The sequence below is a fragment of the Streptomyces silvae genome, assembly GCF_016745505.1.
Taxonomy (GTDB): domain Bacteria; phylum Actinomycetota; class Actinomycetes; order Streptomycetales; family Streptomycetaceae; genus Streptomyces; species Streptomyces silvae.
Map to the genome: position 1 here is coordinate 90,043 of NZ_JAERUC010000206.1, position 26,813 is coordinate 116,855.

Sequence of the window (26,813 nt, forward strand, 5' to 3'; positions counted from 1 at the left end):
CCATGACTGATGATGAAGGTGTGCGGAACCGCGAATACGACGTCGTGGTCATCGGGGCCGGCCCCGTGGGGGAGAACGTGGCGGACCGGGCCAGGGCCGCCGGGCTGAGCACCGCGGTGATCGAGTCCGAGCTGATCGGCGGTGAGTGTTCGTACTGGGCGTGCATGCCCAGCAAGGCACTGCTGCGCCCGGTCGTCGCGCGTGCCGACGCCCGCCGCGTACCCGGACTGAGCGGCGCGGTGCAGGGTCCGCTCGACGCGGACGCCGTGCTCGCCCACCGCGACGAGGAGACCTCCCACTGGAAGGACGACGGCCAGGTCGGCTGGCTGGAGAGCATCGGCGCGGACATCTACCGCGGCATGGGCCGGCTGACAGGGGTCCGGCAGGTCTCCGTCACGGCCGCCGACGGGACCGAGCAGCACCTCACCGCACGGCACGCCGTCGCCGTCTGCACCGGGAGCCGGGCCGTGGTCCCCGCCCTGCCCGGCATCGAGGACGTACGGCCGTGGACGAGCCGTGAGGCGACCAGTGCCAAGGAGGTTCCCGGCCGGCTCGTCGTCGTGGGCGGGGGAGTGGTCGGCGTGGAGATGGCCACCGTGTGGCAGGGCCTCGGCGCCGAGGTGACGATGCTGATCCGCGGCAGCCGCCTGCTCCCCAAGATGGAACCCTTCGCGGGTGAGCTGGTCGCCGACGCACTCACCGAGGCCGGCGTGCGGATCCTGACCGGGGTCTCGGCCAGCGGTGTGAGCCGCGCGGGCCACGACGGACCGGTCACCGTCGAACTGGACAACGGCGAGCGGCTGGAGACCGACGAGATCCTCTTCGCCACCGGCCGGGCCCCCCGGACCGGCGATCTCGGCCTCGACACGGTGGGCCTCAAGCCCGGCTCCTGGCTCTCCGTCGACGACAGCTGCCGCGTGGAGGGCAGCGACTGGCTGTACGGCGTCGGCGACGTCAACCACCGCGCGCTCCTCACCCACCAGGGCAAGTACCAGGCCCGTATCGCGGGCGCGGCGATCGCGGCCCGCGCCCAGGAGACCCCGCTGCTGGAGACCGACCGCTGGGGCGCGCACGCGGCCACCGCCGACCACGCGGCCGTCCCCCAGGTCGTGTTCACGGACCCGGAGGTGGCCTCCGTCGGGCTCACGCTCGCCGAGGTGGAAGCCGCGGGCCACCGGGTCCGTGCCGTCGACCACGACCTGGCCTCGGTCGCCGGCGCCGGCCTGTACGCGCAGGGCTACAAGGGCCGGGCCAGGATGGTCGTCGACCTGGACCGGGAGATCCTGCTGGGCGTCACCTTCGTCGGCCCCGGCATCGGTGAACTCCTGCACTCGGCGACGGTCGCCGTCTCCGGCGAGGTCCCGATCGAACGGCTCTGGCACGCGGTGCCCGCGTACCCGACGATCAGCGAGGTGTGGCTGCGGCTGCTGGAGACCTACCGGGGATGAGCCCGCGTATCGCTCGCCCGCGCTCCGGCCACGTCGGCAGTGTTCGGTCCGCGGTGCAGCGATCCCACATTCTGGACGATGTCTAACCGGTCCGTGAGATGCGTGAGATCGTTTCGGCGCCCGCACCCGTCGCGCGGCCTTGCCACGAGGGGACCTGCGACACCGTGCGGGACCGTCGGCCCTCCAGGCCGACGGCCGCACTACGCCCTCGTGGGAAAGCCCCAGAGATGTACGCTCCCACCACCGGACCCTCCCAGGCCCCGTCGCAGTCCCCGGCCGGGACCGCACCCGCCAACTCGCGGTCCCGCGTCCTGATCGCCAGCCTCATCGGCACGACGATCGAGTTCTACGACTTCTACGTCTACGCGACCGCCGCGGTCCTGATCTTCCCGAAACTCTTCTTCCCGAGCAGCGACGCGACGACGGCCCTGCTCTCCTCCTTCGCGGTCTTCGGCGCGGCGATGGTCGCCCGCCCGATCGGCGCGATCGTCTTCGGCCACCTCGGTGACCGGCTCGGCCGCAAGGGCACCCTCGTGGCCTCGCTGCTCACGATGGGCATCGCCACCTTCCTCATCGGCGTCCTGCCGACGTACGCGCAGGTCGGCTGGGTCGCCACGGCGCTGCTGGTGCTGATGCGCCTCGCCCAGGGCTTCGCGCTCGGCGGGGAGTGGAGCGGCGCGGCCCTGGTCGCCACCGAGAACGCACCTGCCGGGAAGCGTGCGCTGTGGGGCACGTTCCCGCAGCTGGGAGCCCCGCTCGGGTTCATCATCGGCAACGGCCTCTTCCTGATCATCGGGGCGCTGCTGCCCTCCGCGGCGGGCGCCGACCCCTCGCAGCCGTCCGAAGCCTTCCAGAGCTGGGGCTGGCGGATCCCGTTCCTGTTCTCGGCCGTCATGGTCGCGATCGGTCTGTGGGTACGCATGCGCCTGGTCGAGTCGCAGGTCTTCGCGAAGACGCAGGAGACCGGCAAGGTCCGCAAGCTGCCGCTGGCCACCGTCTTCCGCCACCACTGGAAGCAGCTGGTCCTCGGCAGCTTCGCGATGCTGGCGACGTACGTCCTCTTCTATCTGATGACGACGTTCTCGCTGAGCTACGGCCGTGCCGCCGAGGACGCGGATGTCCCGGGTCTCGGCTACAGCTACACCACGTTCGTCCTGATGATGATCTTCGGTGTGCTGTTCTTCGCCGCGTTCACCCTGATCTCCGGCCCGCTCGCGGACAAGTACGGCCGCCGTAAGACCCTCGCCTGGGTCACCGTCGGCATCATCGTCTTCGGCCTCGTCTGGGTGCCGCTGATCAACCTGGGCACGCTCGGCGTGGTCCTGTGGCTGGTCCTCGGCTTCACCCTGATGGGCACGACCTTCGGCCCGATGGGCGCGATGCTCCCGGAGCTCTTCCCGACCAGCGTCCGCTACACCGGCTCCGGCATCGCCTACAACGTCAGCTCCATCCTCGGCGCGGCCGTCGCCCCGTTCGTCGCGGTCGCCCTCTGGGAGGCCGGCGACGGCTCCCCGTGGCTGGTCGGCGTCTACCTCTCCGTGATGGCGGTCCTCACCCTGACCGCTCTTCTCATCGGCAAGGAGACGAAGGACGTCGCCCTGGACGAGGGCGAGGTCCCGGCGGCCCCCGCCCGGACCGAGGTCCCGTCCGCCTGACGCGGACCTGTTGGCGTGGCAGGCAACGGTTTCCGTGCGGAGCGGCGTCCGGCTCCGCGAGAGCGTGCGTCGGACGGGACGTACGTTGCTTGCCACGGCTCCGGGTGTATGCCCGGGGACAGGCGTGCGCGATCATGAGCCGGGTGGACACACGATTTCTCGGTATCCCCGATCTGGACGACGTGCCTCCCGTGGCGGTCGTCGTCGACGTCATGCGCGCTTTCACCGTGGCGGCCTGGGCCTTCTCCCGGGGGGCGGAGAAGATCGTCCTCGCCGGGTCGCCGGACGAGGCGCTGGAACTCAAGGCGGCCCACCCGGACTGGGCGGCGCTCAAGGACGGGCCGCCCGCGCCCGGTTTCGACCTGGTCAACTCCCCGGGCCTGCTGCGGTCCGCCGAACTAGGCGGACGTACCGTCGTGCAGAAGACCACGGCAGGGACGGTCGGCGCCCTCGCGGTCAAGGAGGCGTCGCTCGTGCTGTGCGCCGGCTTCGTGGTGGCCGAGGCGACGGCCCGACTGCTGCGAAGGCGCGGGAGCGACAGCGTCACCTTCGTGGTCACCGGCGAGGACGGGAAGGCCGACGAGGACCTGGCGTGCGCCGAGTACATCGCCCGCAGGGCCGAGGGCGCGGGGACGGACGCCGCGGAGTTCGTCCGCCGCGCTGCCGGGTCGCGAGCCGCCGCCGAACTGACGCACGGGATACGCCAAGGGGTCCACGCCGATGACATCGCGCTCTGTCTCGAGGTCGACCGCTTCCCCTTCGCCATGGTGGCGGCCCCGGAGGGCCCGCTCATGGTCCTGCGCCCGCACACGACGCCTGAGCCGGCCGGCGGGCACCCGGCCTGACCACCTGTTCCCACCGCCGAATCATGCGCGTATGACGGGCTGTCAGGTCTGGCAGGTCTGGCAGGTCTGGCAGGTCTGGCAGTGCGGGCAGTGGACCGTGCGGCGACCGGCGACCCGGTCCGACTCCAGGGCATGGCCGCAGCGCGGGCACGACGGCTCGGACGCGTCCCTCCGGCCGGTCAGCCAGGACCGCCGGGTGGGGACGTGCCCGGCCCGCACGGACGTACGCAGGACGCGTCCCATCGCCCCGTTGACCCGCCGGAGGGTCGCGGCGTCCAGATCGCGTGCCGGGGTCCTCGGGTCGACGCGCGCCCGCCAGAGGATCTCGTCGCAGAGGAGGTTCCCGAGGCCCGCGACGACGGACTGGTCCATGAGCGCGCTCTTGACCGCCGACCGCCGGCGGGACAGCGCCTCCTCGAACTCCGCCGTCCCCACGGTCAGGGCGTCCGGGCCGAGTCCGTCCAGGAGGTGGTCGAGGTCGTGGTCGCTCATCCACGACACGCCCTTGAGCTTGCGCTGGTCGCGGTAGCGCACCTGCCGCCCGTCGTCGAGCGTCAGCACCAGGCGGTCGTGCCGGTGGATTTCCTCCTCGGGGGAGCAGCACCGCAGCGACCCCGTCATCCCGAAGTGCCAGGCCAGCGTCGGGCCGTCGTCCGTGGGCGCGAGCAGCCACTTGCCGTGCCGCCGCGGTGTGCCCAAGCGCGACCCGGTCAGTTCTCCGCGCAGCCGTCGCCCGGAGACTCCCTCCAGGACTCCGCTGTCGCGTACGTCGACCTCGGTGACCGTCCGTCGCCGCCCGCATGTGGTCAGCTCCCGGCGGAACCCTTCGACGTCAGGGAGTTCGGGCATGGTTCTTTCCTCCGCTTCTCCTGCCGTCGCCCCTCCGCTCAGGTGCCTTCCCGGGGGCCGGAGCCGAGTGCTTCGACGCGCCGCAGAGCGGCCCCGGCCGCCCGGGGGTGCCGGAACGCGTTCTTCCACGGGTCGTCGCCGAGGCGGTCGAGGACGGAGACCGTCGTGAAGCTGCGGGCGTGGATCCGCGGGTCCTCCACCTCCGCCCAGGTGAGCGGCGCGGCCACGGGAGCGCCCGGACGGGCCCGTACGGCATAGGGGGCGACGGCGGTCTGGGCGTACGCGTTGCGCTGGACGTCGAGGTAGAGACGACCGCCCCGGGCCTGCTTGCGCGGTGCGGTGGTGAGCGTCTCGGGGTGACGGGCGGCGAGCAGACCGGAGATCCGGTGAGCCAGGTCGCGTATCTCGTCGAAGGGCGCCCGGCGGTCCAGCGGCACCACGACGTGCAGCCCGCGCGAGCCCGTGGTCATCACGGCGGCGGGCAGCTCCAGTTCGTCCAGGAGCGCGCGGAGGCGGAGCGCCGCCGTGCGGACGGTGCCGAAGTCGTCGCCGGACGGATCGAGGTCGAACACCATGCGGTCGGGATGGTCCGGACGGTCCGTCCGGGACAGGAAACGGTGCGGGGTGATGCACGCCTGGCCAGCGAGGTACACGAGCGCCGCCGCCTCGTCGCACACCGCGTAGGTGACCGTCCCGCCCTCCTTCGGCAGTTCGACGCGGTGGAACCAGTCGGGGAAGTGGCCCGGCACCTCCTTCTGCATGAAGGCCGGCCCGTCGATGCCCTCGGGACGCCGCTCCATCATCAGCGGCCGCCCCCGCAGGTGGGGGATCATGGCGGAGGCAACGCACTTGTAGTAGTCCGCGAGGCCGGCCTTGGTGATCCCGTCGTCCGTGAACAGGACCTTCCCGGGGCGGGTGAGGGCCACCGTGCGCCGGCCCACCCGGATGTTCTCCTCCGCGCTCATGGTCCTCCCTCCGACGGTGTCTCCCGTACGACGTCCGCCGGGTCCTTGTCGTCCCGCAGTCCGAGAAAGCGCGGGTGACGGAGGCGGCCCGCCCGGGTCCATTCGGTGAAGCCCAGCTGCGCCACCAGCTCAGGACGCACCCAGCGGGCCGTCGGCTCGGGTACGGGATCCGCGAACGGCGACCGGTCCGCCGACAGTTCCTCCAGACGCCCCGTCAGGTCCCGGAGTGTCCGGGTGTCGAAGCCGGTCCCCACCTTGCCGGCGTACCGCAGCCGCCCCTGCTGGTGGTAGCCGATCAGGAGCGCTCCGAAGCCCACCCTGCTGCCCGAGGGCCGTGTGTAGCCGCCGATCACGAACTCCTGTCCCGCCTCGCACTTCAGCTTCAGCCAGTCGGGCGAGCGACGCCGCACATAGGGCGAGTCCCCCCGTTTCGCGATCAGCCCCTCCCAGCCGCTCGCGCAGGCGTCGGGCAGCAGCCGGTCGGACCAGGTGTTGCGGTGCGGGGTGAACCTGAGCGGCGTCCGGAACGTCATCGCGTCGCGCAGCAGACTCTTACGCACCCGCAGCGGCAGGCCGGTCGTGTCGCGTCCGTCAAGGCGCAGGAGGTCGAACACGTAGTACAGCACGGTGACGCCGGCGGCGCGCGCTGCCCGCGGATCGGTGATACCGCTGCGCTGCTGGAGCAGGGAGAAGTCCATGCGCCCGCCCTTGACGGCGACGATCTCGCCGTCGACGGTGAAGTCCTCGCACGCCTGGGCCGCCAATGCGTCGACGACCTCCGGATAGGTGTCCTCCCGCGACAGGCCTCCGCGCGACAACAGGCGCACCCCGTCGCCGGAGCGCAGGGCGAGGGTGCGCACCCCGTCGAGCTTGCGTTCGAAAAGCCAGCGTTCGTCGAAGGACCGGCGGTCACTGAGCACCGCGAGCATCGGCTTCTCGGCCGCGCGTTCGCCGACCTGCGGGACCGCCGGGCCGAGGCGGGCCGCCAGATCGGCCGGAAGCCGGTCGAGCACGTTCATCGCCACTCCGCAGGACCGTCCTTCCCGTACGTCACGTACATCAGGCACCTCCGCCATCAGGCGCCTCCGCGCCACGCCGTATCCGGGCCGGACGCAGGACGGACCGGACCTTCCAGGATCCTCCGGTGGACGGATCGCGCAACCGAGCGCGGTCGCACACCGGCACCGGGCGCGGTCCGGCCGCTCTCACGCCCCGGCCCGCTGGTGCCGCTTTCCGCCGTCCTTCTCGCTCCGCCGGCGTCGGGCCGCGACCCACGCCAGCGGTACGCCGACGGCCAGCACGATCAGGCCCCGCCCCACACCGCGCCCTCGATCCTCGTGGCCAGCAGCACACACGAGGCGGCCCCGAGCAGGGCGACGATCCTGGGCGTCCTGTAGTGGTTGTGCGGCACGGTGTCGCCACGCAGGCGCAGAACGGCCGTGTTGACCAGGAGGAAGACGACGAGGAGCAGCAGTACGAGCGTCGAGGCGAGGGCGGCCACATCCCCCGTCACGGCGAGCAGCAGCGACAGCAGGGCCGTCGTCGCGATGGCGGCCCAGGGAGTGCGCCGCCCGGGGAGCACGCGCGTGAGGAAGCGCGGCAGGAGGCCGTCGCGTGCCATGCCGTACGCAAGCCGGGAGGACATGACGCCCGTCAGCAGGGCGCCGTTGGCCACCGCGATCAAGGCGATCACACTGAACAGCCGCGTCGGGACACCACCCGCGGTCTCGACGACAGCGAGCAGGGGACCGCTGGACTGCACCAGTGTGCTCGTCCTCACAGCGGAACTCGCGGTGGCACCGACCAGCGCGTACACCACGCCGGCGGTGGCGAGCGCGCCGAACAGCGCACGGGGATACGACCGCGCGGGGTCGCGGGTCTCCTCGGCCACGTTGACGGACGTCTCGAAGCCGACGAAAGAGTAGAAGGCCAGGACGGATCCGCTCAGCACGGCGGCGGCAGGCGAGTGCTCGGCGGTGCCGAGCCGGGTCAGCCGCCCGAGGTCGCCGTCACCGCGCACCACCACCCACACCCCCAGGCCGATCACCAGGACGAGGCCTCCGACCTCGATGACGGTCGCGACCACGTTGGCCCGGGTCGACTCGCTGATGCCTCTGGCATTGAGCAGAGCCAGCAGGCCGAGGAACAGTACGGCCACCAGCGCGACGGGCAGCGAGACGAACACACTGAGGTAGTCGCCGCCGAATCCGCGGGCCAGGGCAGCCACGGACACCACCCCCGCCGCCAGCATGCAGAAACCGGTGAAGAAGCCGGCGAACGGGCCGTAGGCCAAGGTGGTGTAGTGAGACGCGCCACCGGCCCGTGGGTACTTCGTCGCGAGTTCCGCGTACGAGGAGGCCGTCAGCAGGGCCAGCCCGAGGGCCACCGACAGGGGGACCCACACCGCGCCACCGGACTCCGCGGCCACCTGCCCCACGAGGACGTAGACCCCGGCACCCAGCACGTCACCGAGGATGAAGAAGTAGAGAAGCGGCGTGGTCAGCGTGCGCTTGAGCGGTGACTCCGCGAGTTCCGTGTCGTCGTGCGCAGGACGGTTCATGGTCACCTGGTACCACGCCAGGGCGTCCCCAAGCAGGCGGCCGGCGCCCGGGGCGGGGAGTGCCGGCCCGGTGCGCGGGGTCCGGGCCCGGTGCGCGCCCGGCGCGTTAGTCCAAGACCCGCTCCTCCTTTGTCCATGGGCGCGTTCACCCCCGAGACGCGATCTTGGCGTGCACGGATGCCGTCCAGCGTCAGGAGAGCGCGCATGCACGCACAAGATCCCGGACCGAGCCGCAGGACCGTGGTGGCCGCCACCGCGCTGGCGGGGGCGGGGCTGGCCCTCGCGGGTCCCGGTGTGGCGTTCGCGGCGCAGCGGGAGACCGTGCTGCGCTCCCGTGAGCTGGAGGTGCGCGTCGATCCGGACTTCCCGCGCATCGTCTCGTACACCGACCGCGCCGGCGGCGCCGTCCTGCACGGCCAGGAGGACCCGGTCACCTCGGTGCTGATCGACGGGACCGCCCGCACCCCGCGGGTGACCTCACGCTCCGGCCGTGACAGCGCCTCGTACACCCTCGCCTTCGACGGCGGTACCGAGATCAGGGTCGAGATCCGTGTCACCGGCCGCCGGGTCGACTGGCGGGTCACAAGGATCACCGACACACCGGCCCTGCGCGTCGGCACGCTGCAGATCCCGTCGCTGGCCTTCCTGTCGGTACGGAGCGACCAGCCGGGCGCCGCGCTCCTCGCCGCCCGGATCCAGCTCGACAAGGCCACCAGCGGAGACACCCTGGTCGAGGTCACGCCCGGTACCGCGCCCGAGGCCGAGCCGACGGGCTGCGCCTACGCCGTCGTGGCGCACGACCGGCTCGGCGGCGCCGTCGAGACCAACACGACGTACGACAAGCCCGACAGCACCCCCGGTGCCACCTGGGAGAACGGGCGGCTGTGGCGGCAGACCGTCAAGAAGGACGGCTACGTCAAGGCGCAGCTGGCCTGCGGGCAGTGGACGCACCGCGCCGCGACCGCGCCCGTGGACGCCACCGAGCCGCTCCCGTACGCCACCGTCATCGTCACCGGGGACCGCAACGGCGACGGGGTGGTGGACTGGCAGGACGCCGCCATCGCCTTCCGCGACATCATGGTCGACCCGCTGGGCGCCGACGAACAGCACCTGCGCGTCGTCCCGCACATCCCGTTCAACTTCGCCAGCCAGGCCACCAACCCGTTCCTCGCGACGCTCGACAACGTCAAGCGGATCTCCCTGGCGACGGACGGCCTGCGCCAGTACACCCTCCTCAAGGGCTACCAGTCGGAGGGTCACGACTCCGCCCACCCCGACTACGCGGGCAACCACAACGAGCGCGCGGGCGGCCTGAAGGACCTCAACACCCTCGTGCGCGAAGGACGCCGGTGGGGGAGCGACTTCGGCGTCCATGTGAACGCCACCGAGTCGTACCCCGTCGCGAACGCGTTCTCCGAGACACTCGTCGACAAGAACAACGAACAGTGGGACTGGCTCGACCAGAGCTACCGCATCGACCAGCGCCGTGATCTCGTGTCCGGCGACATCATCAAGCGCTTCCAGGACCTCAGGGACGAGACCGACCCCGCCCTGAACATGCTCTACATCGACGTGTTCCGCGAGTCGGGATGGACCTCCGACCGGCTCCAGCGTGCCCTGCGGGACCAGGGGTGGCAGGTCACCACCGAGTGGGGCCACGGCCTCGAACGCTCCTCCCTGTGGTCCCACTGGGCCACCGAGACCGACTACGGCGCCGACACGTCCCGGGGCATCAACTCCCGGCTGATCCGCTTCGTCCGCAACCACCAGAAGGACGTCTTCGCCGACAAGTGGCCCACGCTCCTGGGCATCCCGCGCACCGGCAACTTCGAGGGCTGGGTCAACAAGACCGACTGGAACACCTTCTACGAGCAGATCTGGACCGACAGCCTGCCCGCCAAGTACCTCCAGGCGTACCCCGTCAGAACCTGGGGCGACCACGAGATCACGTTCTTCGGCCCGACGAGGACGTCCGTGGACGACACCGAAGGCACCCGCCGCATCACCACGGACGGCCGGGTGGTGTACGAGGCGGGACGCTACCTGCTGCCCTGGGAGCCGCGTGAGGCCACCGACCCCGACCGGCTCTACCACTACAACCCGGAGGGCGGCACCACCACCTGGCAGCTGCCGCGCGGCTGGGCCGGCCGGTCGAAGGTCGCGGTCTACCGGCTCACCGACCAGGGGCGGGCCGGCCTCCGTGAGGTGCCCGTCCGCTCCGGCCGGGTGACCATCGAGGCCGAGGCGAAGCAGCCGTACGTCGTCCACCGCACCCGGATGCCCGCGCACCGGGACCCGCAGTGGGGGCAGGCGACACCGCTGCACGACCCGGGCTTCAACTCCGGCTCCCTGGACGGCTGGAACGTCAGCGGGCCGGCGTCGGTGGAGCTGAGCGCCCTCGGAGACTACGAACTGGTCATCGGCGCCGGTGCGGCCGCCGCCGTCGGCCGGCGGCTCACGCGCCTGGCCCCGGGCACCTACGCCGCGTCCGTACAGGTGGAGGTGGGAGCGAAGGCGGGGGAGAGGCGCCGGGCCGCGCTCACCGTGCGCACCGCCGACGGAACCACCGCCGAGAACTGGACGGACTCCTCGACCGCCGTCAACCTCGTCGCGGCCGACCGCAAGCACGACACCCGCTTCCAGCGCCTGTTCACCTGGTTCACCGTGCCGGCCGGCTCGGGCCCCGTGGACCTCACCCTGCGGGCCGGGGCAGGGAGCGCCAGGGTCCGCTTCGACAACGTGCGGATCGTGGCCGCGCAGCGCACCACCAAGGCCGGAACCGTGGCCTTCGAGGACTTCCAGCACGTGCCCCAGGGCTGGGGAGCCTTCGTCAAGGGCGACGCGGGCGGCTCGACCGACCCGCGCACCCACATCGCGCAGCGGCACGCCCCGTTCACCCAGTGCGGCTGGAACGGCAAGGCGATCGACGACATCGTCGACGGGACCCAGTCGCTCAAGTCGCGTGGTGAGAACACCGGACTCGTGTACCGCACCGTGCAGCACACCGTCCGCTTCGCACCGGGCAAGCGCTACCGGGTGACCTTCCGTTACGAGAACGAGAAGGCCGGCGAGTACGCCTGGATCACCGGTGTCGACGCACCGGCCTCCCGCGAACTCGACCGCAGGGACCTGCCCGTCGCCACCTCGCCGGCCGTGCTGAGCTACGAGTTCACCGCGCCCTCCGAGGGCGAGACCTGGGTCGGCCTGCGCAAGACCGGGGACGACGGCACGGCGGAGTTCGTCCTCGACTCCTTCGAGGTGCGCGAGGTGTGACGCACAGCTGACAGCGGCCGCCTGCGAGCGGTGACGACACGGAGGGCCGGTCCTGATGAGGACCGGCCCTCCACGGGTGGCACGCGTGACTCAGCGGAGCGTCAGCAGGTGCTCGCCCGAGCGCTCCAGCTCCAGGACCCACACCTCGTTCACACCCTCCCGCAGCAGGGGCCCGGGAACGTACAGGGACTCCTGGGGGCCCACGTCCCAGTAACGGCCCAGGCAGAAGCCGTTCACCCAGACGAAGCCCCGCTCCCACCCCGGCAGGGCGATCCCGGCGTCCCCCGCACCGCGTACGTCGAAGGTGCCCCGGAACAGGCCCGTGGCGCCCGGCTCAGGGGAACGGAACGGCACCTTCCCGAGTGCGTCCTCGCCCTCGAACGCGTCCAGGGCCAGCCCACGCGCCCATACGCCGTGCAGATACTGCCGCTCGTGCAGGATGCCGCCCGTGATCCCCTTGGGCTCGGCGAGCCGCGGCCCGTAGTTGACCCGGCCCAGCGACTCCACCCACAGCTCCACCGAGGCAGGCCCCGCGAGGGGCTCCTTCAGCGCCGTGTACGAGCCGGCCTCGGCGGGGCCGCCGCCCAGCACCCCCGCCCGCACCCCGTCGACGTACACCACCGCCCGGTCCCGCAGCCCGGTCACGCCCAGCGGATACGGCTGACGCGGCCCCGGCACCTCCACCCGGTAGCGGACCAGCCCCCGGTCCACCCCCAGCTCCTCGAACGTCGGCGGCATCGCCCACTCGGCCTCCGGTCCGCCCAGCGTGTCCATCACCTCGCCCAGCGGCGCCCACTCCACGAGCTCCGCGCGCACCGGACCGGCCAGCGCGGCGGGCTGCGCCGGGACGTCCGGCAGCGGGGTGCCGTCCTCCCGGTGGAGCGCCAGGACGTCCCGGAAGAGCCAGAACTTGTCGGTGGGGCGGCCGTACTCGTCGACGGGCGCGTCGTAGTCGTACGACGTCACCGTCGGCTGGAGCTCCCCGCCGTGCAGGTCCCCGGCGCGGTTCGCCCCCGACCAGCCGCCGAAGTTCGTACCGCCGTGCGCCATGTAGATGTTCACGGATGCGCCGCACGCGAGGATCTCCTGCAACGCCGCAGCCGCGTCGGCGGGGTGCCGCACCACCGGCTCCGCACCCCAGTGCCCGAACCAGCCGCACCAGAACTCCATGCACATCAGCGGCCCGTCCGGACGGTGCCGCCGCAGCGTCGCGAAGCCCTCCCGGGCCCCCGAGCCGAAGTTCGCCGTGGCCAGCACGCCCGGCACCGAACCGCCGGTCAGCATGTGATCCTCCGGCCCGTCGGACGTGAACAGCGGCACCGTCACACCGAGCTCACGCAACAGCTCCGTGAGCCGGCCCAGATACACCTGGTCGGAGCCGTAACTGCCGTACTCGTTCTCGACCTGCACCATGACCACCGGGCCGCCCCGGTCGATCTGCCGCTCCACCACCTGCGGGAGCAGCCGCCGGAACCAGCGTTCCACCTGCCCGAGGTACTCCGCGTCCCGGGTCCTGACCCGGGTGCCCAGCGCCCCCGTCAGCCAGTGCGGCAGACCGCCGTTCTCCCACTCCGCGCAGATGTACGGCCCCGGCCGCACGATCGCCCAGAGCCCCGCGGCCGCCGCCGCGTCCAGGAAACGCCCCAGCGCCTCGACATCCCGGTGGTGTCCCTGCCGCGGCTCGTGCAGGTTCCACGGGACGTACGTCTCCACACAGTTCAGCCCCATGGCACGCAGCATCGCCAGCCGGTGCCCCCACCGGCCTTCGTGCACCCGGAAATAGTGCATCGCCCCCGACAGCAGCCGTACGGGCCGCCCGTCCAGTTCGAAATCCCGCTCGCCCACCGTGAATTCAGCCACGGTCCCCGCCTCTCGTTCCACGCCCCCACCGTCCCTCACCTCACCCCCTGGCGGCGGAGCGGTCCATGGACAAAGATCAGCGCTGGTTGGACACAACGGAACGCCGACGGCCGGGCGGGGAGGAACGGAAGCGGATGTACCACACCTGGATGCGCTATTTCACGCCGAGCCCCACGCACCACAAGCTGGGTCTGGTCTGCCTCGGGGTCGGCCTCCAGCACGGCACGCTGCCCACGGTGGGGCCCCGTACGCTCGACCACCATGTCGCCGTCGTCATCAGCGCGGGCAGCGGCTGGTACCGCTGCCCCGACGGCACGGTCACGCCCGTGACCGCCCCCGCGCTGATCTGGCTCGTGCCGGGCGTCCCGCACCACTACGGCCCCGATCCGGCCACCGGGTGGGACGAGAGCTTCGTCGACTTCACCGGCCCGGCGACCGCCCCGTACACCGAACTCGGTTATATCGAGCCCGACCGGCCGGTCGTCCCCCTCGCCGACACCGCGTCCCCCCGGGCCGCCGTGAGCCGCATCGCCCGCGCCGCCCGCCTGGGCAATCCCCTCCTGGAGGTCGAGACCGGCGCCGCCGTGCACGAACTGCTCGTCGCCCTGCGCCGGTCCCGCGCCGACGTCGGAGCCGACGGGGACCCCGTGCTCAACGCCCTCGCCCGCGACGCCTTCCAGCCGCTGTCCGTCGCCGAGCACGCCTCCCGCCACGGGATGACGCCCGCCGAGCTGCGCACCGCCGTACGCCGCGTCGCCGGATGCAGCCCCAAGGACTACCTCCTCGGCATCCGGCTCGGCCGCGCCAAGGAGCTCCTCGCCGGCACCGAGCTCCCGGTGTCCGCCGTGGCCCGCCGCGTCGGCTACGACGACCCCGCCTACTTCTCCCGCCTCTTCACCCGGCGGGTCGGCTTGGCGCCCGTACGTTTCCGGGACCAGCAGGGCAGGGCGGTCCCCGGCGGCTGGAGCAACCGGATCCCGGACCCCGGGCACCCTCCGACCATCGTCAACCCGCCGGTGTGAGATCCCTGGCCGGGGATCAGAGGCGGGTGGCGTCCACGACGGCCCGGGCGAAGGCGGCCGGTGCCTCCTGGGGCACGTTGTGGCCGATCCCGGCGAGCGTGCGGTGCTCGTAGGGCCCGGTGAAGAAGTCCCGGTAGGAGGAGCCGTCGCCGGGGGCGGTGAACGGGTCGCGCTCGGCGTCGAGGGTGATCGTCGGGGTGGCGATGCGGGGGCGGGCGTCCGGATGGTGAGGTGAACCTCGACCATGTCTTCGTCTGCGGGAACCCCGCCCTCGACTTCGCCGCCACCCTCCGGGCCCGCCGTTCGGCGCGCTTCGAGATGTTCGTGACGCCGGAACGGCTCGGCGCGTGGTACGAGGAATCCGGCGTCGTCGACGCGGTCACCCCGGGCGAGGACGGCGACGTACAGCAGGCGCGGGCCGTGCGTGAAGCCGTGTACGCACTGATCACGGCCCGCCGCCTGGGGGAGGAGTTCGGCGCGGACGCACTCGCCGTGGTCAACGAGGCGGCGCGCCGGCCCTCCGCCGTGCCCCAGCTCACCCGCGTCGGCGCCGGACCGTGGCGACCCCGGAGCAGGCGTTGTCGACCGTCGCCCGGCTCGCCGTCGAACTGCTCACCGGGCCGGACGTGCCCCTGATGAAGGAGTGCGGCAACCCGGAGTGCACCCGGGTGTACACCGACCGGTCGCGCGGCATGCGGCGGCAGTGGTGCGGCATGGACTCGTGCGGCAACAAGAGCAACGCGGCCGCCTACCGCGCGCGCAAGAAGAGCGCACCCGCCGAGCCGGCCCGCTGAGCAGGCCCCCCCGCATCGGTGGTGATGCGGGGGGCCGTCGCCTACCTCGGAGCGTCAGGCGCACCACCGCAGGGCGATGGTGTCACCCGCGTTGATCACCCGGGTCAGGTCAGCCCGGCCAGGTGCCCGTCAGACGCCGTGCTGCCACGGCCCCCGAGCGGTCGACCGCGGCCTTGACCACGGCGAAGACGGCACCCTGGATGGCGGCGGCGAGCAGGATCTGCCGCCAGGACCGGTCCTCGTCCAGGGCGTCGGGCGCATCGCCCTCACCCTCGATGATCTTCCACGTCTGCTTGAAGGCGGCACCCGCGATCATGCCGCTCGCCGCGCCGAGCGCCATCCCGACCGGCTTGTACGCGATCCTGGACACCTTCATCGGCGTCCTCGCGCCCGGCGCACCAGCAGGAAGGCCGCGAGCAACGTACCGCTCACGATCAGGGGGCCGCGGTTGGTGCGTGCGAACGACGCGGCCTGACCGGCCTTTTCGCGCACCGGCTCGGGAGCCTTGCCGGCCGCGTACTGTCCCGCCTTGGACGCGGTGTCCCGTACCTGGGCCGCCGCCTGGGCCGTCCGCTCCAGGAGGGGGTCGGGTGTCTTGTCCTTGACGAGTCGCGTGGCCTGTTCGGCCTTCCCCCGGAGCTGATCGGCGGCCAGAGCCACCTTCTCCGAGGCCTGTTCCTTCGCGGCGGCCGTCTTCTCCTTGGCCTGCGCCTTGACGTCGGCCTTGGCGGCCAGCGCCTCGACGGTCCGCCCCAGCTCGTCCCGGGTGCGCTCGACCTGCTCGTGCAGCTCCTCCGGGTCGGAGGCGTCGGGGACGGGGGTGCCTATGTTGGTCCGGGATTCTTCCTTCATCGGTGTGCCTTCTCCTTGATCTCGGCCAGGTCGGCCTTGACGCTGTCGACGGTCTGTTCGGGGGCGGGTGACCCGGCTTCGGCGAACTCCTTCTTTCCGGCCAGGGCCGCCACGGCTGCCACCGCAGCCAGCACCGCCGTGACGACGAGAGCCGACGCCCACACCGGCAGCACCAGCGCGAGAGCCGCGATGCACGTCGCGACGAGGGCCTGGGCGGCCAGGATGCCGATGAAGCCGGCGGCGCCGAAGAGGCCACCGCCCTTCCCGAAGCGCTTGCCCTTCTGGGTCATCTCCGCCCGGGCCAGCGCCATCTCCTCGCGGACCAGCTCCGAAATCTGCTGCGAGGCCCGCGACACCAGCACGCCCACCGGTTCGTCGGTGGCGTGGGGCGGTCGCTCTGCCGTGCTCATGGCCAGGTCACCTTGCCTTCCTCGGTCTGTCGCCGGTGTCTTGGCCCGACTACCCCGCAACCGCTCCTGCACCCGCCTCAGGGGGAAGGGATTGGATCGATTTGAGCGCTTGCTCCCACGCCTGGGGCAGTGCGCCGACCCCCGGCATGGAGGTGTGCGAGCCGAAGGCGACCCGGGCCCGCCCCTGGTAGGACCACAGCACGCACGACAGGGCCTGCCCCGGGAAGGTCGGGGCTGCCGGCACCAGGTCCAGCACGGGGGACCCGTTGAAGGAGAGGGGGTTCCTGGAGCGGATGGAGGAGACCACCGCCCTGCAGCACACCCCCGAGCTGATGCGCCGGCCCAGGGCGAGGGTGGCCGGAAAGGGGGTGATCCGCCGGATCGTCAGGTCGAGGGCCGCCCGGAACCCGGGCGTCGGCCACGCGGCCATCTGCGCCCCGGTCCCGGCGAGTACGCGTGCGGGATCCCCGGTGGGCAGCGCCAGACGCATCGGCGCGAAGTGGTTGCCCAGTGCCCGCTGTTCGCCGGGCACCCTCAGGTCCATCGGGACCAGTGCGTGCACCTCCCGGTCCCCGGGCAGCGGCCACCAGGAGTCGGCGGCCAGCGCGAAGCAGGCGGCGAAGACCTGGCTGAGAGTGGCGCCCGGTTGCTTGACGGCCTCCACCTCCAAGGGCTCGGTCACCGCGTACGTCGCGGAACCCTCGGCCCGTGCTGCCGCCGGTGCCGGCCAGGGTGCGGTGGGCAGGGCCGCCCGGAGCACCGAGGCCGCCGCGGACGGAAGACGCGGCAGAGCGGGGAGGAGCCCGCCGCCCAGCAGGGAGCGGCGCCGGGCCCTGGGGCCGTCGCCGAACAACTGGTCCAGGGTGTGGGTGATGGCTCCGCCGTCCATCAGGGTGTGATGGCAGCGGAACACCAGTGCCCACCGCCGGGGCGCGAAGCCGGTGGCGATCAGGACATCCCACATCGGCGCCCCCGCCGGGGACACGGGTGGCCGCCGCCGGACCTCCCGCATCAGTCCGTCGAGCCCCGCGTCGGCCGCGTCGGCGCCGAGGGGGAGCAGGGCGACATGGTCGGCGGCCCGCACCCGCTGCGGCTGCCAGACGGGCCGCCCCGCGCGCTCGGCATAGCGGTGCCACAGGCCCGGCACCCGCCCCACGCGCGGTGCGAGGTGACCGGCGACCTCCGCCGCGCCGGGTGCTTCGCCCTCCAGGATCAGTGCCGTGGCGATGTACATCTGTGCCGCGTGTGTGAGCGGTGCCATCTCCATGAGCACCGCGTCACCGGCCTGCGCCGGTAGGGGCGTACTCGACTGCATGTGTTTCCTCGCGTCCTGTCTGCGGAACCGGTCCGCGCCCCCGTCTGCCGCACGGACGAAGCGGTCCGGGCCTCGGAAGCCCGTGCACGGACAACCGCGCCGGAGCCGTTCCGTAGCGCGCCGCCCGCACAATGCCCGGAGAGATCACCCGCGCAGGTGAGGGCGGCGCGCGCCGGTGGACGCCGGCGGCGGCGGGTCCGTGACCTCCCGGACCCGCCCCGCACCGCAGCAGGCCGGCACAACACACCCTCCGTGCACGACCGTTGACACACTTCCTCACGCGTCACTACCGTCACGGCAGGATTTCGGACGCCAGACGAAATATCGAACGGAACTCGACACGCCGGCCTGCTGTACGCCCCACCGACGCACAGCGGTACGGCCATTCCTAGGGGTCCACTGCCATGGAGCACTCGTCTTCCCCCCACCCGCAGGCCCACCCGTCCCGGAGCGTCAGCCGCCGCCGGCTCCTGGAGGGCGGTGCCGCCGGTTTCGGCGCGCTCGCCCTCTCCGGTCTCCCCGCCGTCCTGCCCACAGGCGCCGTCGCGCACGCGGACCCTGCCCCCGCGGCCTGGGAGCCGCCGGCCAACGGCCATCCGGAGTGGAGCAACAACATCGCGGTCTTCGACGTCGGTTCGGAGCCGCCCCACACCACGCTCATGCCGTACGAGGACGTCGGCCAGGCCCTGGACTGCGACCGTACGCGCTCCCCGTGGCGCCTCGGCCTCGACGGCACATGGAAGTTCGCCTACGCCGACCGCCCCGACGACCGCGACCCCGACTTCCACCGGACCGACCTCGACGACCGCTCCTGGGACACCATCCCCGTACCGTCCTGCTGGCAGCTGCACGGCTACGACTTCCCCATCTACTCCAACATCACCTACCCCTGGGCGGGCGCCAACGGCCTGGGCGAGGAGGCGCAGCCGCCGTTCGCCCCGACCCGCTACAACCCCGTCGGCCAGTACCGCCGCACCTTCACGGTTCCGCGCGGCTGGGCGGGGCGGCGGGTGTTCCTCCACTTCGAGGGGGTGAAGTCGGCCCACTACGTCTGGATCAACGGCAAGCCGGTGGGCTACCGCGAGGACTCCTACACCTCCGCCGAGTACGACATCACCCCGCACCTCGTGCCGGGCCGTAACCAGATCGCGGTGGAGGTCTACCGGTTCTCCGACGGCGACTGGATGGAGGACCAGGACATGATCCGGCTGAGCGGGATCTTCCGCTCGGTCCACCTCTTCTCCACCCCCGCCGTCCACCTGCGGGACTTCAAGCTCGAAACCCCGTTCGGCGACGACCACAGGTCGGCCGCACTGTCCGTCACCGCCTCGGTGCGCGCGTACGGCGACGCCCCCGGCAAGGGGACGCACACCGTCGAGACCCAGCTCTACGACGCCGCCGGGCACCCGGTCTGGTCCCGCCCGCTGCGGCAGTCCGCCGACCCCGGGTCCGTGCCGGCCGGGAAGGACGTGACCGTACGGGCCGACAAGGCCGTCGCCAAGCCGGTCCTCTGGTCCGCCGAGCACCCGTACCTCTACACCGCCGTCCTGCGGCTGCGTGACCCCGCCGGCCGGGTGACCGAGACGCTGTCGCACCGCGTGGGCTTCCGCACCTTCGCGATCGAGGACGGGCTGATGCGCGTCAACGGCAAGCCGGTCTCCCTGCGCGGCACGAACCGGCACGAGATGCACCCCGAGCGCGGCATGGCGCTGACCCGCGCGGACATGGTCAAGGACATCGAGACCGTCAAGCGGCTCAACATGAACACCGTCCGCACCTCCCACTACCCGAACAACCCGCTGTGGCTGGAACTGGCCGACGAGTACGGGCTGTACCTGGTGGCCGAGACCAACCTGGAGACCCACGGCATCCGCGACGCGTACCCGGGGAACCACGCCGACTGGACCGAGGCCTGCGTGGCACGCGCCAGGAACATGGTGCACCGCGACAAGAACCACGCGTCCGCCGTCATCTGGTCGCTCGGCAACGAGGCCGGCACGGGATCCGCCTTCGTCGCCATGCACGACTGGATCCGCTCCTACGACACCACCCGGGTCATCCAGTACGAGGGCGACGACCGCCCCGGGATCAGCGACATCCGCTCCGAGATGTACACCAGGCCCGCCCAGGTCGAGGAGCGCGCCGAGGACACCGCCGACACCCGGCCGTTCGTCCTGATCGAGTACTCCCACGCGATGGGCAACTCGAACGGCAACTTCAAGAAGTACTGGGACCTCATCCGCCGCTACGACGTCCTGCAGGGCGGCTGGATCTGGGACTTCGCCGACCAGGCCCTCGCCTGGCCCACGCCGACCCGCAAGCTGTTCACGGAAGCAGGCCCCGGCGCGGTCACCGGGGAGATCCTCGCCCCCAGCGGCACCTTCGACCGGGACAAGGGGGTGTACGGCGGCACCCTCTTCGCCCGCGACGCAGGGCACGACATCACAGGCTCGCTGACCCTGGAGGCCTGGATCACGCAGAAGGTGAGCGGCGGCCATCAGCCCTTCCTGGCCAAGGGCGACACCCAGTACGCGCTGAAACAGACCGACGGCACCCTGGAGTTCTTCATCCACGCCGGCGGCCGGTGGACCACCGCGAGCTGGAAGCTCCCGGAGAACTGGACCGGCACCGAGCACCACGTCGCGGGTGTCTTCGACGCCGAGGCGGCCACCGTGACCCTCTACGTCGACGGTGAGGCCAAGGCGACCAAGGCCGCCCCCGAGCCGCCCGGCAGCAACACCGCACCGCTCGCGCTCGCCACCGACGGGGAGGACCCGACCCGCGAGTTCAGCGGCACGATCCGGCGGGCGCGCGTCTACGCCCGCGCCCTGACCGCCGCCGAGCTCGCCTCCGGCTCCCGGGGCCCCGGCGACGACGGCGTGCGCTTCTGGTTCGACGCCGCCACCGTCGGCTTCGAGGAACGCAAACCCTCCGAGCGGACGTTCCTCGCCTACGGCGGTGACTGGGGCGACAACCCCAACGACGGCAACTTCTCCGGCGACGGCGTCGTCACCGCCGACCGCGGGCACACCGGCAAGGCCACGGAGATCAAGCGCGTCTACCAGGCGATCGGCGTCACAGCCGGCACGAGCGAAGCGGCCGCCGGACGGATCACCGTCACCAACGAATACCTGTTCACCAACCTCAGGGAATTCGACGGCAGTTGGGAACTAGTGGCCGACGGCACGGTGGTACGGCGCGGAAAGCTCACCCGCACCCAGCTGGACATCGCCCCCCTGGCCCGTAAAACCGTCACCGTGCCCCTCACCCTGCCCGCGAACCCGGCACCGGGCACCGAGTACTTCCTCCAGCTGTCGTTCACCACCAAGGAGCCCACCAGGTGGGCGAAGGCCGGCTTCGAGGTGGCCAGGCACCAGCTGGCGATCGGCGCCGGCAGCCCGGCCGTCACACCGAGGCCGCTGGACTCCGTACGGCCACTGAGCCACCGGGACGGCGACGACTCCGTGACCGTGACCGGCGAGGACTTCTCCGTCACCGTCGACCGGAGCAGCGGCGTCATCACCTCGTACGAGGCCGGCGGCGTCCCGCTGATCGTCTCGGGGCCCGCCCCGAACTTCTGGCGCGCCCCGACCGACAACGACATCGGCACCGGCCAGCCGGTCCGCAACGCCACCTGGCGCCATGCGGGCAGCGAGCGCACGGTGACGGGCGTCGAGGTGCAGACGCTCGGCGACCGTGCCGTCGAGATCACCGTCAGCGGGACCCTGCCCACCTCGGCCGAGTCCACGTACACCACCGTGTACACGGTCTTCGGCAACGCCGAGATCAAGGTCGACCACACCCTGCACCCGGGTGCGGCGGGACTCCCGTACATCCCGGAGGTCGGCTCCCTGCTCCTGCTGCCCGGCCGGCTGGACCATGTGCACTACTACGGGCGCGGACCGGACGAGAACTACTGGGACCGCAACAACGGCACCGACGTGGGGCTCCACTCCCTCACCGTTCCGGCGAAGAAGACCCCGTACCTCCGCCCGCAGGAGAACGGCAACAGGACGGACGTGCGGTGGGTGGCGCTGACGGACGGCGGCGGCAGGGGACTGCTCGCCTCCGGTGAGCCGCTGATCGAGTTCAACGCCTCGCACTTCACCCCGGAGGACCTGTCGGCCGGCATCCGGCACGACTACCAGCTCACACCCCGGGACGAGGTCGTACTCCGGCTGAACCACCGGCAGATGGGGGTGGGCGGTGACGACAGCTGGGGAGCGCCCACGCACGACGAGTACAAGCTGTTCGCCGACCGGGACTACTCCTACACCTACCGGCTGCGTCCGCTGACCGGCCCCGACGGCGCCACGGCGGCATCGCGCCGGCCGACCTCGACGGAGCTGCCCGGCTGACACGGGGACGGGCAGGGCCGTTCCCGGCGCCCGGGAACGGCCCTGCCCGTGGCTCACCAGTCGTGGACCGTCCCGTCCTGCAGCCGGTTGACGGGGAGGTACGCCGCCTCGTAGGGGTGCGCGGCGGCCAGTTCCTCGTTCAGCTCGACCCCGATGCCCGGCGCCTCACCCGGGTGCAGATATCCGTTCTCGAAGGTGTACGCGTGGGGGAACACCTCCTCGGTGAGCGCGGTGTGGCCCGAATACTCCTGGATACCGAAGTTGTGCACGGCGAGGTCGAGGTGGACGGCGGCCGCCATGCCGACCGGGGAGATGTCCTCCGGCCCGTGGATCGCGCTCTTGATCTGGTACTGGGCGGCGAAGTCGAAGAGCTTGCGCAGCGGCGTGACGCCTCCGAAGTGCGTGACGGCCGAGCGTACGTAGTCGATCAACTGCTCGGTGATCAGGGCCTGGTAGTCGTACACCGTGTTGAAGACCTCACCGATGGCCAGCGGTGTGGTCGTGTGGCGGCGGACCAGCCGCAGCGCCTCCTGGTTCTCGGCGGGCGTGCAGTCCTCCAGCCAGAACAGGCGGTACGGCTCCAGGTCCTTGCCCAGACGGGCGGCCTGCACGGGCGTGAGGCGGTGGTGCGCGTCGTGCAGGAGGGGCAGCTCCGGGCCGAACTCGGCGCGCACGGCCTCCAGTACGTCCGGCATGTGACGCAGATAGGCGTCGGTGTCCCAGTCCTCCACCAGCGGCCGGGCCTGCTGGTGCAGCACGGGGGAGCCGCTCGCGTCCGTGCTCGACACACCGTAGACCGCCTTCAGCCCGGGGATGCCGGACTGCACGCGGACCGCCGGATAGCCCTCGGCGAGGCGGGCCCGGACCGAGTCGAGGAGCTCGGGGATGTCCCGGCCGTTGGCGTGGCCGTAGGTGCCCACCCGGTCCCGGCTCGCGCCGCCCAGGAGCTGGTAAAGCGGCAGGCCCGCGGCCTTCGCCTTGATGTCCCACAGCGCCACGTCGACGGCGGCGATCGCGGCCATCGTCACCGGACCGCGCCGCCAGTAGGCGCCCCGGTAGAGCGACTGCCAGGTGTCCTCGACGCGGTGCGGGTCGAGACCCATGAGGAGGGGCACCACATGGTCCTGGAGATAGCTGACGACGGCCAGCTCCCGTCCGTTGAGCGTGGCGTCGCCGAGGCCGGTGAGCCCCTCGTCGGTCGTCAGCTTCAGGGTGACGAAGTTACGGCCCGGGCTGGTGACGAGGACCTTCGCGTCGACAATTTTCATGGGGGTACTTTCTTCCGAATGCGGTGGTGAGGGTGGTTCAGCCCTTGGTGGCGCCGGAGGTCAGGCCGGCCACCAGGTACTTCTGTCCGAGGACGGCGGCCAGGACGACGGGGACGGTGATGAGCGTCGCCGCTGCCATCAGGCCGCCCCAGTCGGTGCTCGCGTACGAGATGAAGTTGAAGAGGGTCACCGGCACCGTCTGGGTGCGGTCGTCGGCGAAGATCAGCGCGAACATGAAGTTGTTCCAGCTGAAGACGAAGGCGAGCAGCGACGCGGTCGCCGTCCCGGGGGCGGCCAGCGGCAGAGCGATGCGCCAGAAGGCCCCGAAGGCGCTGAGTCCGTCGGTGCGCGCCGCTTCCTCCAGTTCGACCGGCAGGCCGGCGAAGAAGCTGATCATGATCCACATGATGAGCGGGACGGAGACGAACATCTGGCTGAGGATCAGCACGGTGTAGGAGCCGACGAGACCCATCTGCGCGAACAGGTAGTACCAGGGGACGAGCAGGGAGATCGCCGGAACGATGCGCGCCACCAGGATCAGCGATCCCGTCCGGTGCATGTCGAACCGTCCGACCGCCCAGGCGGCGGGCACCGCGATGACGGCGGAGAGCACGGTCGAGACCACCCCGACCAGCAGGGAGTTGCCCATGGACCGGACGATCTGCCCGGCCTCGACGATGCTGCGGAAGTTCTCCAGGGTGGGGCTGAACCACAGCCCCACCGACGGGTCGGTCACCTGGACGTTGGTCTTGAAGGCGGCGGCGAACATCCACACCAGGGGCAGCGCGAAGACGAGCGTCACGACGGCGATGGCGATTCCGCGCAGCCACGACCGGACCGCGCGCCGGCGCAGGTGCCGGGCGACGGGGACGGGCACGGGGGTGACGGTGGCAGTCATGCGGTCTTCCTTCCGCCCCGGCGGCGCAGCAGCACCACGACGCCGATGATGAAGAGCGTGAACAGGACCAGGACGGCGGCGGCCAGGCCGTACTCCTGGTAGTCGAAGGTCAGCCCGTAGGCGTAGACGTTCAGGGTCTCCACCTCGAAGTCCGAGCCGCCGCCCGCACCCTTGGTGGCGTAGAGGATGTCGAAGGTCTTGAGGGCGTCCACCGCGCGCAGGACCAGGGCGGTGGCGAGCGTCGGTCCGAGCATGGGGAGCACGACGTGCCGGAACCGCTGCCAGCCGTTCGCCCCGTCGACGCGCGCCGCCTCCTCGGGCTCCTCGGGCAGGGTGGTCAGCCCGGCGAGCAGCAGCAACGTCATCATGGGCGTCCACTGCCATACGTCGATGAGCATCAGGGTCGGCAGCGACTGGCTGACCGAGCCGAGGAACTCCTGGCGGGGCAGGCCCACTCCGGCGAGCAGGTGGTTGGCTATGCCGTTGGTGGGGTCGAGGATCAGCAGCCAGAGGATGCCGATCGCCACCGGCGTGGTGAGCAACGGGATGATCAGGACCGTACGCACCCACCGCATGCCGCGGAACGGCTTGCGCATGAGCATCGCGAGGGCCAGTCCGAGCACCGTCTCCAGGACCACCGCCCCGACCGTGAAGACCAGCGTGCGCCGGGCGGCGGGCCAGAACCTGCGGGTGTCGCCGAGGGCGTCGGCGAAGTTCTGCAGTCCGACGTGGGCCTTGCCCGCGTTCACCGCGCCGAAGGCGTCGGTCAGGCTGAGGTTGACGGTGTAGACCAGCGGAAAGACGATCATCAGGCCGACGAACAGCAGCGCCGGGGCGAGCATCGTCCACTTCAGCCGCCGGTTGGCCTGCTCGAAAGTACGGGGGCGGCGCGCGGGGGCCGGTCCCGTGCCCGGCGCGGCTGCCGCGCGGGCGGGGGAGACCTCGGTGGTGGACATCAGGACTCCTTGTGGCGGTTGTCGCGGACGAGGAAATCGGCGAACTCCGCGTCGGCGTCACGAGCCACCGGTCGTACGTCGTTGCCGAGGATGCCCGCGACCAGGGGCCGTCCGACGATGTCCCTGGCCCGGCCGACCTGGAGGACCCGGGGCCGGTCGTAGCCGAGACCCCGCTCCGCGTTGAGCCGCATGGCCTCGGCGAGATCGGGCGGGAAGGAGGCCAAGGACTTCGGGTCGGACCACACCGAGCTACGGGCGCCGGGGATGCCGCCCTTCTGGAGCTCGGCGGTCATCTCGGTGCCGGCGGCCCACTTGACGAACTCCCAGGCGTCGTCGCGCAGCAGGGAGAACTTGCTGATGCCGAGGCTCCAGGACGGGATGTTGTGCGGCCGGGCGCCGGCCGGTCCGGCCGGGAAGGGCGCGAAGCCGACGGACTCGCGGACGGTCGACACCTTCGGGTCGAGGAAGCTGCTGTAGATGGCGTCGGCGTCGATGTAGAAGGCGGCCTTGCCCTGCGCGAAGATCGGCATGGCCTGTTCGAGGCTCATGTTGGTGGCGCCGGGCGGCCCCGTCCTCGCCAGGAGCCCGCCGTAGTACGCGTACGCGGCGAGGGCCTCCGGGGTGCCGATGCCGGACCTGCCCCGCACGACGAAGTCCCCGCCGTGGGAGTACAGGAAGCTCGACCACTGGGACACGGCGCCGCTGCGCTGGCCCCGGCCGACGAACCCGTAGAAGCCCTTCTTCTTGTCGGTGAGCTCCTGGGCGGCCGCCATCAGCTCCTCCAGGGTGCCCGGCGGTCCGCCGAGGTCCTGCACCAGGTCCTTGCGGTAGTACAGCGCCGGACGCTCGGTCACCACGGGGACGCTCAGCACCTGGCCCGCCGTCACGGAGGCGTCGCGCGGGGCCTTCTGGAAATCCTGCCAGGCGAAGTCCTCGTCCTGGGTGACGCGGTCGCTCAGGTCGGCCAGCCAGCCGTTGTGGGCGAAGAGCAGCTGCTCCTGGAGCGCGCGGACCATCATGACGTCCACATCGGTGCCCGAGGCGTTGAGCTTCACGTTGTAGCTGCTCGCCAGCTGGTCCGCGGTGAGCAGGGTCATGGAGACCCGCCGGCCGATGCGCTCCTCGAACTCCTTCGTACGGCGCCGGATCGCCTGGGACCACACATGGTTGATCGCCATGATCCGCAACGGGGTGTCCGCGGAGGGCCGTCCGCCCCCGGTCGTACACGCGCTGAGCGCCCCCAACCCGGCGGCTCCCGCGACTCCCGCCGCCAGCCTGCCGAAGGAGCGCCGGTTGAGGAGCTGGCTGCTCGTGGACATCGTCGTCCTCGTCTCTCTGCGCTGTCGTGCGTCCTGCTCACCCGGGGGCGTACCGCCTGCGGGGAGCGTCCGTTCGTCTGGCCCAACTGGTAGGACCAGTTCGACCAGAGACGGACGTTAGCAGGGGAGAGGCGTCCCGAACAGCCCTTTCGCGGGCCGGATTCAC

General features: G+C 71.6%; 18 protein-coding genes and 3 pseudogenes. 7 read left to right on the forward strand and 14 right to left on the reverse strand.

Annotated elements, in window-relative coordinates:
• The first annotated feature begins 2 nt into the window (after window positions 1–2).
• The 3 genes from JKV81_RS35250 to JKV81_RS35260 all read left to right on the forward strand — a co-directional run bounded on the left by JKV81_RS35250 (window position 3) and on the right by JKV81_RS35260 (window position 3,948).
• On the forward strand, window positions 3–1,448 hold the full coding sequence (locus JKV81_RS35250) for a dihydrolipoyl dehydrogenase family protein (protein WP_202079662.1): 1,446 nt from the start codon (window positions 3–5) through the stop codon (window positions 1,446–1,448).
• Window positions 1,449–1,675: 227 nt separating this feature from the next.
• The gene (locus JKV81_RS35255; protein WP_164493796.1) at window positions 1,676–3,103 is read left to right on the forward strand and encodes an MFS transporter; all 1,428 of its coding nucleotides are present in this window, start codon (window positions 1,676–1,678) and stop codon (window positions 3,101–3,103) included.
• 143 nt (window positions 3,104–3,246) lie between these two features.
• On the forward strand, window positions 3,247–3,948 hold the full coding sequence (locus JKV81_RS35260) for a 2-phosphosulfolactate phosphatase (RefSeq protein ID WP_124279202.1): 702 nt from the start codon (window positions 3,247–3,249) through the stop codon (window positions 3,946–3,948).
• A gap of 42 nt (window positions 3,949–3,990) precedes the next feature.
• Here the strand turns inward: JKV81_RS35260 and JKV81_RS35265 are convergent, their stop codons facing one another.
• From JKV81_RS35265 to JKV81_RS35280, 4 genes and pseudogenes are all read right to left on the reverse strand, one after another.
• Entirely contained in the window at window positions 3,991–4,797 is an 807-nt protein-coding gene (locus JKV81_RS35265) for an Fpg/Nei family DNA glycosylase (protein ID WP_202079666.1), read from the reverse strand.
• Window positions 4,798–4,835: 38 nt separating this feature from the next.
• Window positions 4,836–5,762 carry a non-homologous end-joining DNA ligase gene (gene ligD, locus JKV81_RS35270; protein WP_202079668.1) on the reverse strand — a complete coding sequence of 309 codons (927 nt, stop codon included), beginning with the start codon at window positions 5,760–5,762 and terminating at the stop codon, window positions 4,836–4,838.
• Entirely contained in the window at window positions 5,759–6,781 is a 1,023-nt protein-coding gene (ligD, locus tag JKV81_RS35275) for a non-homologous end-joining DNA ligase (RefSeq protein ID WP_129260228.1), read from the reverse strand. The genes ligD (JKV81_RS35270) and ligD (JKV81_RS35275) overlap by 4 nt, the downstream gene beginning before the upstream one ends.
• 186 nt (window positions 6,782–6,967) lie before the next feature.
• Window positions 6,968–8,322: pseudogene (locus JKV81_RS35280) on the reverse strand (APC family permease).
• A gap of 204 nt (window positions 8,323–8,526) precedes the next feature.
• Here JKV81_RS35280 and JKV81_RS35285 point away from each other — a divergent pair.
• Window positions 8,527–11,595 (forward strand): endo-alpha-N-acetylgalactosaminidase family protein, encoded by a 3,069-nt coding sequence (locus tag JKV81_RS35285; RefSeq protein ID WP_129259941.1) that lies wholly within the window; start codon window positions 8,527–8,529, stop codon window positions 11,593–11,595.
• A gap of 90 nt (window positions 11,596–11,685) precedes the next feature.
• On the opposite strand, the gene JKV81_RS35290 is transcribed toward JKV81_RS35285, so the two are convergent.
• Window positions 11,686–13,455, reverse strand: a complete 1,770-nt coding sequence (locus JKV81_RS35290; RefSeq protein ID WP_129259942.1) for a glycoside hydrolase family 35 protein — start codon at window positions 13,453–13,455, stop codon at window positions 11,686–11,688.
• A gap of 134 nt (window positions 13,456–13,589) precedes the next feature.
• Here JKV81_RS35290 and JKV81_RS35295 point away from each other — a divergent pair, with 134 nt between their 5' ends.
• Window positions 13,590–14,477 carry a helix-turn-helix domain-containing protein gene (locus JKV81_RS35295; protein WP_129259943.1) on the forward strand — a complete coding sequence of 296 codons (888 nt, stop codon included), beginning with the start codon at window positions 13,590–13,592 and terminating at the stop codon, window positions 14,475–14,477.
• 16 nt (window positions 14,478–14,493) lie between these two features.
• On the opposite strand, the pseudogene JKV81_RS36460 reads toward JKV81_RS35295, so the two are convergent.
• Window positions 14,494–14,694 (reverse strand): annotated as a pseudogene (locus tag JKV81_RS36460) (alpha/beta fold hydrolase); the annotation flags it as partial.
• 14 nt (window positions 14,695–14,708) lie between these two features.
• Here JKV81_RS36460 and JKV81_RS35300 point away from each other — a divergent pair.
• Window positions 14,709–15,271: pseudogene (locus JKV81_RS35300) on the forward strand (CGNR zinc finger domain-containing protein).
• A gap of 109 nt (window positions 15,272–15,380) precedes the next feature.
• Here the strand turns inward: JKV81_RS35300 and JKV81_RS35305 are convergent.
• The 4 genes from JKV81_RS35305 to JKV81_RS35320 are packed head-to-tail and all read right to left on the reverse strand — an operon-like array spanning window position 15,381 to window position 17,848.
• Window positions 15,381–15,647 (reverse strand): DUF4235 domain-containing protein, encoded by a 267-nt coding sequence (locus JKV81_RS35305; protein WP_129259944.1) that lies wholly within the window; start codon window positions 15,645–15,647, stop codon window positions 15,381–15,383.
• Window positions 15,644–16,123 carry a DUF3618 domain-containing protein gene (locus tag JKV81_RS35310; RefSeq protein ID WP_124279212.1) on the reverse strand — a complete coding sequence of 160 codons (480 nt, stop codon included), beginning with the start codon at window positions 16,121–16,123 and terminating at the stop codon, window positions 15,644–15,646. The genes JKV81_RS35305 and JKV81_RS35310 overlap by 4 nt, the downstream gene beginning before the upstream one ends.
• Window positions 16,120–16,533, reverse strand: a complete 414-nt coding sequence (locus JKV81_RS35315) for a phage holin family protein (protein ID WP_129259945.1) — start codon at window positions 16,531–16,533, stop codon at window positions 16,120–16,122. The genes JKV81_RS35310 and JKV81_RS35315 overlap by 4 nt, the downstream gene beginning before the upstream one ends.
• A 49-nt stretch (window positions 16,534–16,582) precedes the next feature.
• Window positions 16,583–17,848, reverse strand: a complete 1,266-nt coding sequence (locus JKV81_RS35320; RefSeq protein WP_202079670.1) for a WS/DGAT domain-containing protein — start codon at window positions 17,846–17,848, stop codon at window positions 16,583–16,585.
• 404 nt (window positions 17,849–18,252) lie between these two features.
• Between JKV81_RS35320 and JKV81_RS35325 the strand changes: the two genes are divergently transcribed.
• Window positions 18,253–22,206: a glycoside hydrolase family 2 TIM barrel-domain containing protein gene (locus tag JKV81_RS35325; protein ID WP_202079672.1), complete on the forward strand. Its 3,954-nt coding sequence runs from the start codon at window positions 18,253–18,255 to the stop codon at window positions 22,204–22,206.
• 53 nt (window positions 22,207–22,259) lie between these two features.
• On the opposite strand, the gene manD is transcribed toward JKV81_RS35325, so the two are convergent.
• Genes manD through JKV81_RS35345 form a run of 4 tightly spaced genes read right to left on the reverse strand, consistent with a single transcriptional unit; the run spans window position 22,260 to window position 26,647 of the window.
• Window positions 22,260–23,474 carry a D-mannonate dehydratase ManD gene (manD, locus tag JKV81_RS35330; RefSeq protein WP_202079674.1) on the reverse strand — a complete coding sequence of 405 codons (1,215 nt, stop codon included), beginning with the start codon at window positions 23,472–23,474 and terminating at the stop codon, window positions 22,260–22,262.
• Between the two features lie 37 nt (window positions 23,475–23,511).
• The gene (locus JKV81_RS35335; protein ID WP_124279217.1) at window positions 23,512–24,372 is read right to left on the reverse strand and encodes a carbohydrate ABC transporter permease; all 861 of its coding nucleotides are present in this window, start codon (window positions 24,370–24,372) and stop codon (window positions 23,512–23,514) included.
• Window positions 24,369–25,328 carry a carbohydrate ABC transporter permease gene (locus tag JKV81_RS35340; protein ID WP_099175862.1) on the reverse strand — a complete coding sequence of 320 codons (960 nt, stop codon included), beginning with the start codon at window positions 25,326–25,328 and terminating at the stop codon, window positions 24,369–24,371. The genes JKV81_RS35335 and JKV81_RS35340 overlap by 4 nt, the downstream gene beginning before the upstream one ends.
• A complete protein-coding gene (locus JKV81_RS35345) occupies window positions 25,328–26,647 on the reverse strand; it encodes an ABC transporter substrate-binding protein (RefSeq protein WP_129259950.1) in 1,320 nt (439 codons plus the stop codon). Before JKV81_RS35345 ends, JKV81_RS35340 begins: the two co-directional genes overlap by 1 nt.
• Window positions 26,648–26,813: the final 166 nt, after the last annotated feature.

Bases quoted from the DNA above. Each gene is read 5' to 3' on its own strand.
- JKV81_RS35250 (WP_202079662.1), top strand. From the start codon at position 3: ATGACTGATGATGAAGGTGTGCGGAACCGCGAATACGACGTCGTGGTC.
- JKV81_RS35255 (WP_164493796.1), top strand. From the start codon at position 1,676: ATGTACGCTCCCACCACCGGACCCTCCCAGGCCCCGTCGCAGTCCCCG.
- JKV81_RS35265 (WP_202079666.1), bottom strand. From the start codon at position 4,797: ATGCCCGAACTCCCTGACGTCGAAGGGTTCCGCCGGGAGCTGACCACA.
- ligD (WP_202079668.1), bottom strand. From the start codon at position 5,762: ATGAGCGCGGAGGAGAACATCCGGGTGGGCCGGCGCACGGTGGCCCTC.
- ligD (WP_129260228.1), bottom strand. From the start codon at position 6,781: ATGAACGTGCTCGACCGGCTTCCGGCCGATCTGGCGGCCCGCCTCGGC.
- JKV81_RS35285 (WP_129259941.1), top strand. From the start codon at position 8,527: ATGCACGCACAAGATCCCGGACCGAGCCGCAGGACCGTGGTGGCCGCC.
- JKV81_RS35295 (WP_129259943.1), top strand. From the start codon at position 13,590: ATGTACCACACCTGGATGCGCTATTTCACGCCGAGCCCCACGCACCAC.
- JKV81_RS35305 (WP_129259944.1), bottom strand. From the start codon at position 15,647: ATGAAGGTGTCCAGGATCGCGTACAAGCCGGTCGGGATGGCGCTCGGC.
- JKV81_RS35310 (WP_124279212.1), bottom strand. From the start codon at position 16,123: ATGAAGGAAGAATCCCGGACCAACATAGGCACCCCCGTCCCCGACGCC.
- JKV81_RS35315 (WP_129259945.1), bottom strand. From the start codon at position 16,533: ATGAGCACGGCAGAGCGACCGCCCCACGCCACCGACGAACCGGTGGGC.
- JKV81_RS35320 (WP_202079670.1), bottom strand. From the start codon at position 17,848: ATGCAGTCGAGTACGCCCCTACCGGCGCAGGCCGGTGACGCGGTGCTC.
- JKV81_RS35325 (WP_202079672.1), top strand. From the start codon at position 18,253: ATGGAGCACTCGTCTTCCCCCCACCCGCAGGCCCACCCGTCCCGGAGC.
- manD (WP_202079674.1), bottom strand. From the start codon at position 23,474: ATGAAAATTGTCGACGCGAAGGTCCTCGTCACCAGCCCGGGCCGTAAC.
- JKV81_RS35335 (WP_124279217.1), bottom strand. From the start codon at position 24,372: ATGACTGCCACCGTCACCCCCGTGCCCGTCCCCGTCGCCCGGCACCTG.
- JKV81_RS35340 (WP_099175862.1), bottom strand. From the start codon at position 25,328: ATGTCCACCACCGAGGTCTCCCCCGCCCGCGCGGCAGCCGCGCCGGGC.
- JKV81_RS35345 (WP_129259950.1), bottom strand. From the start codon at position 26,647: ATGTCCACGAGCAGCCAGCTCCTCAACCGGCGCTCCTTCGGCAGGCTG.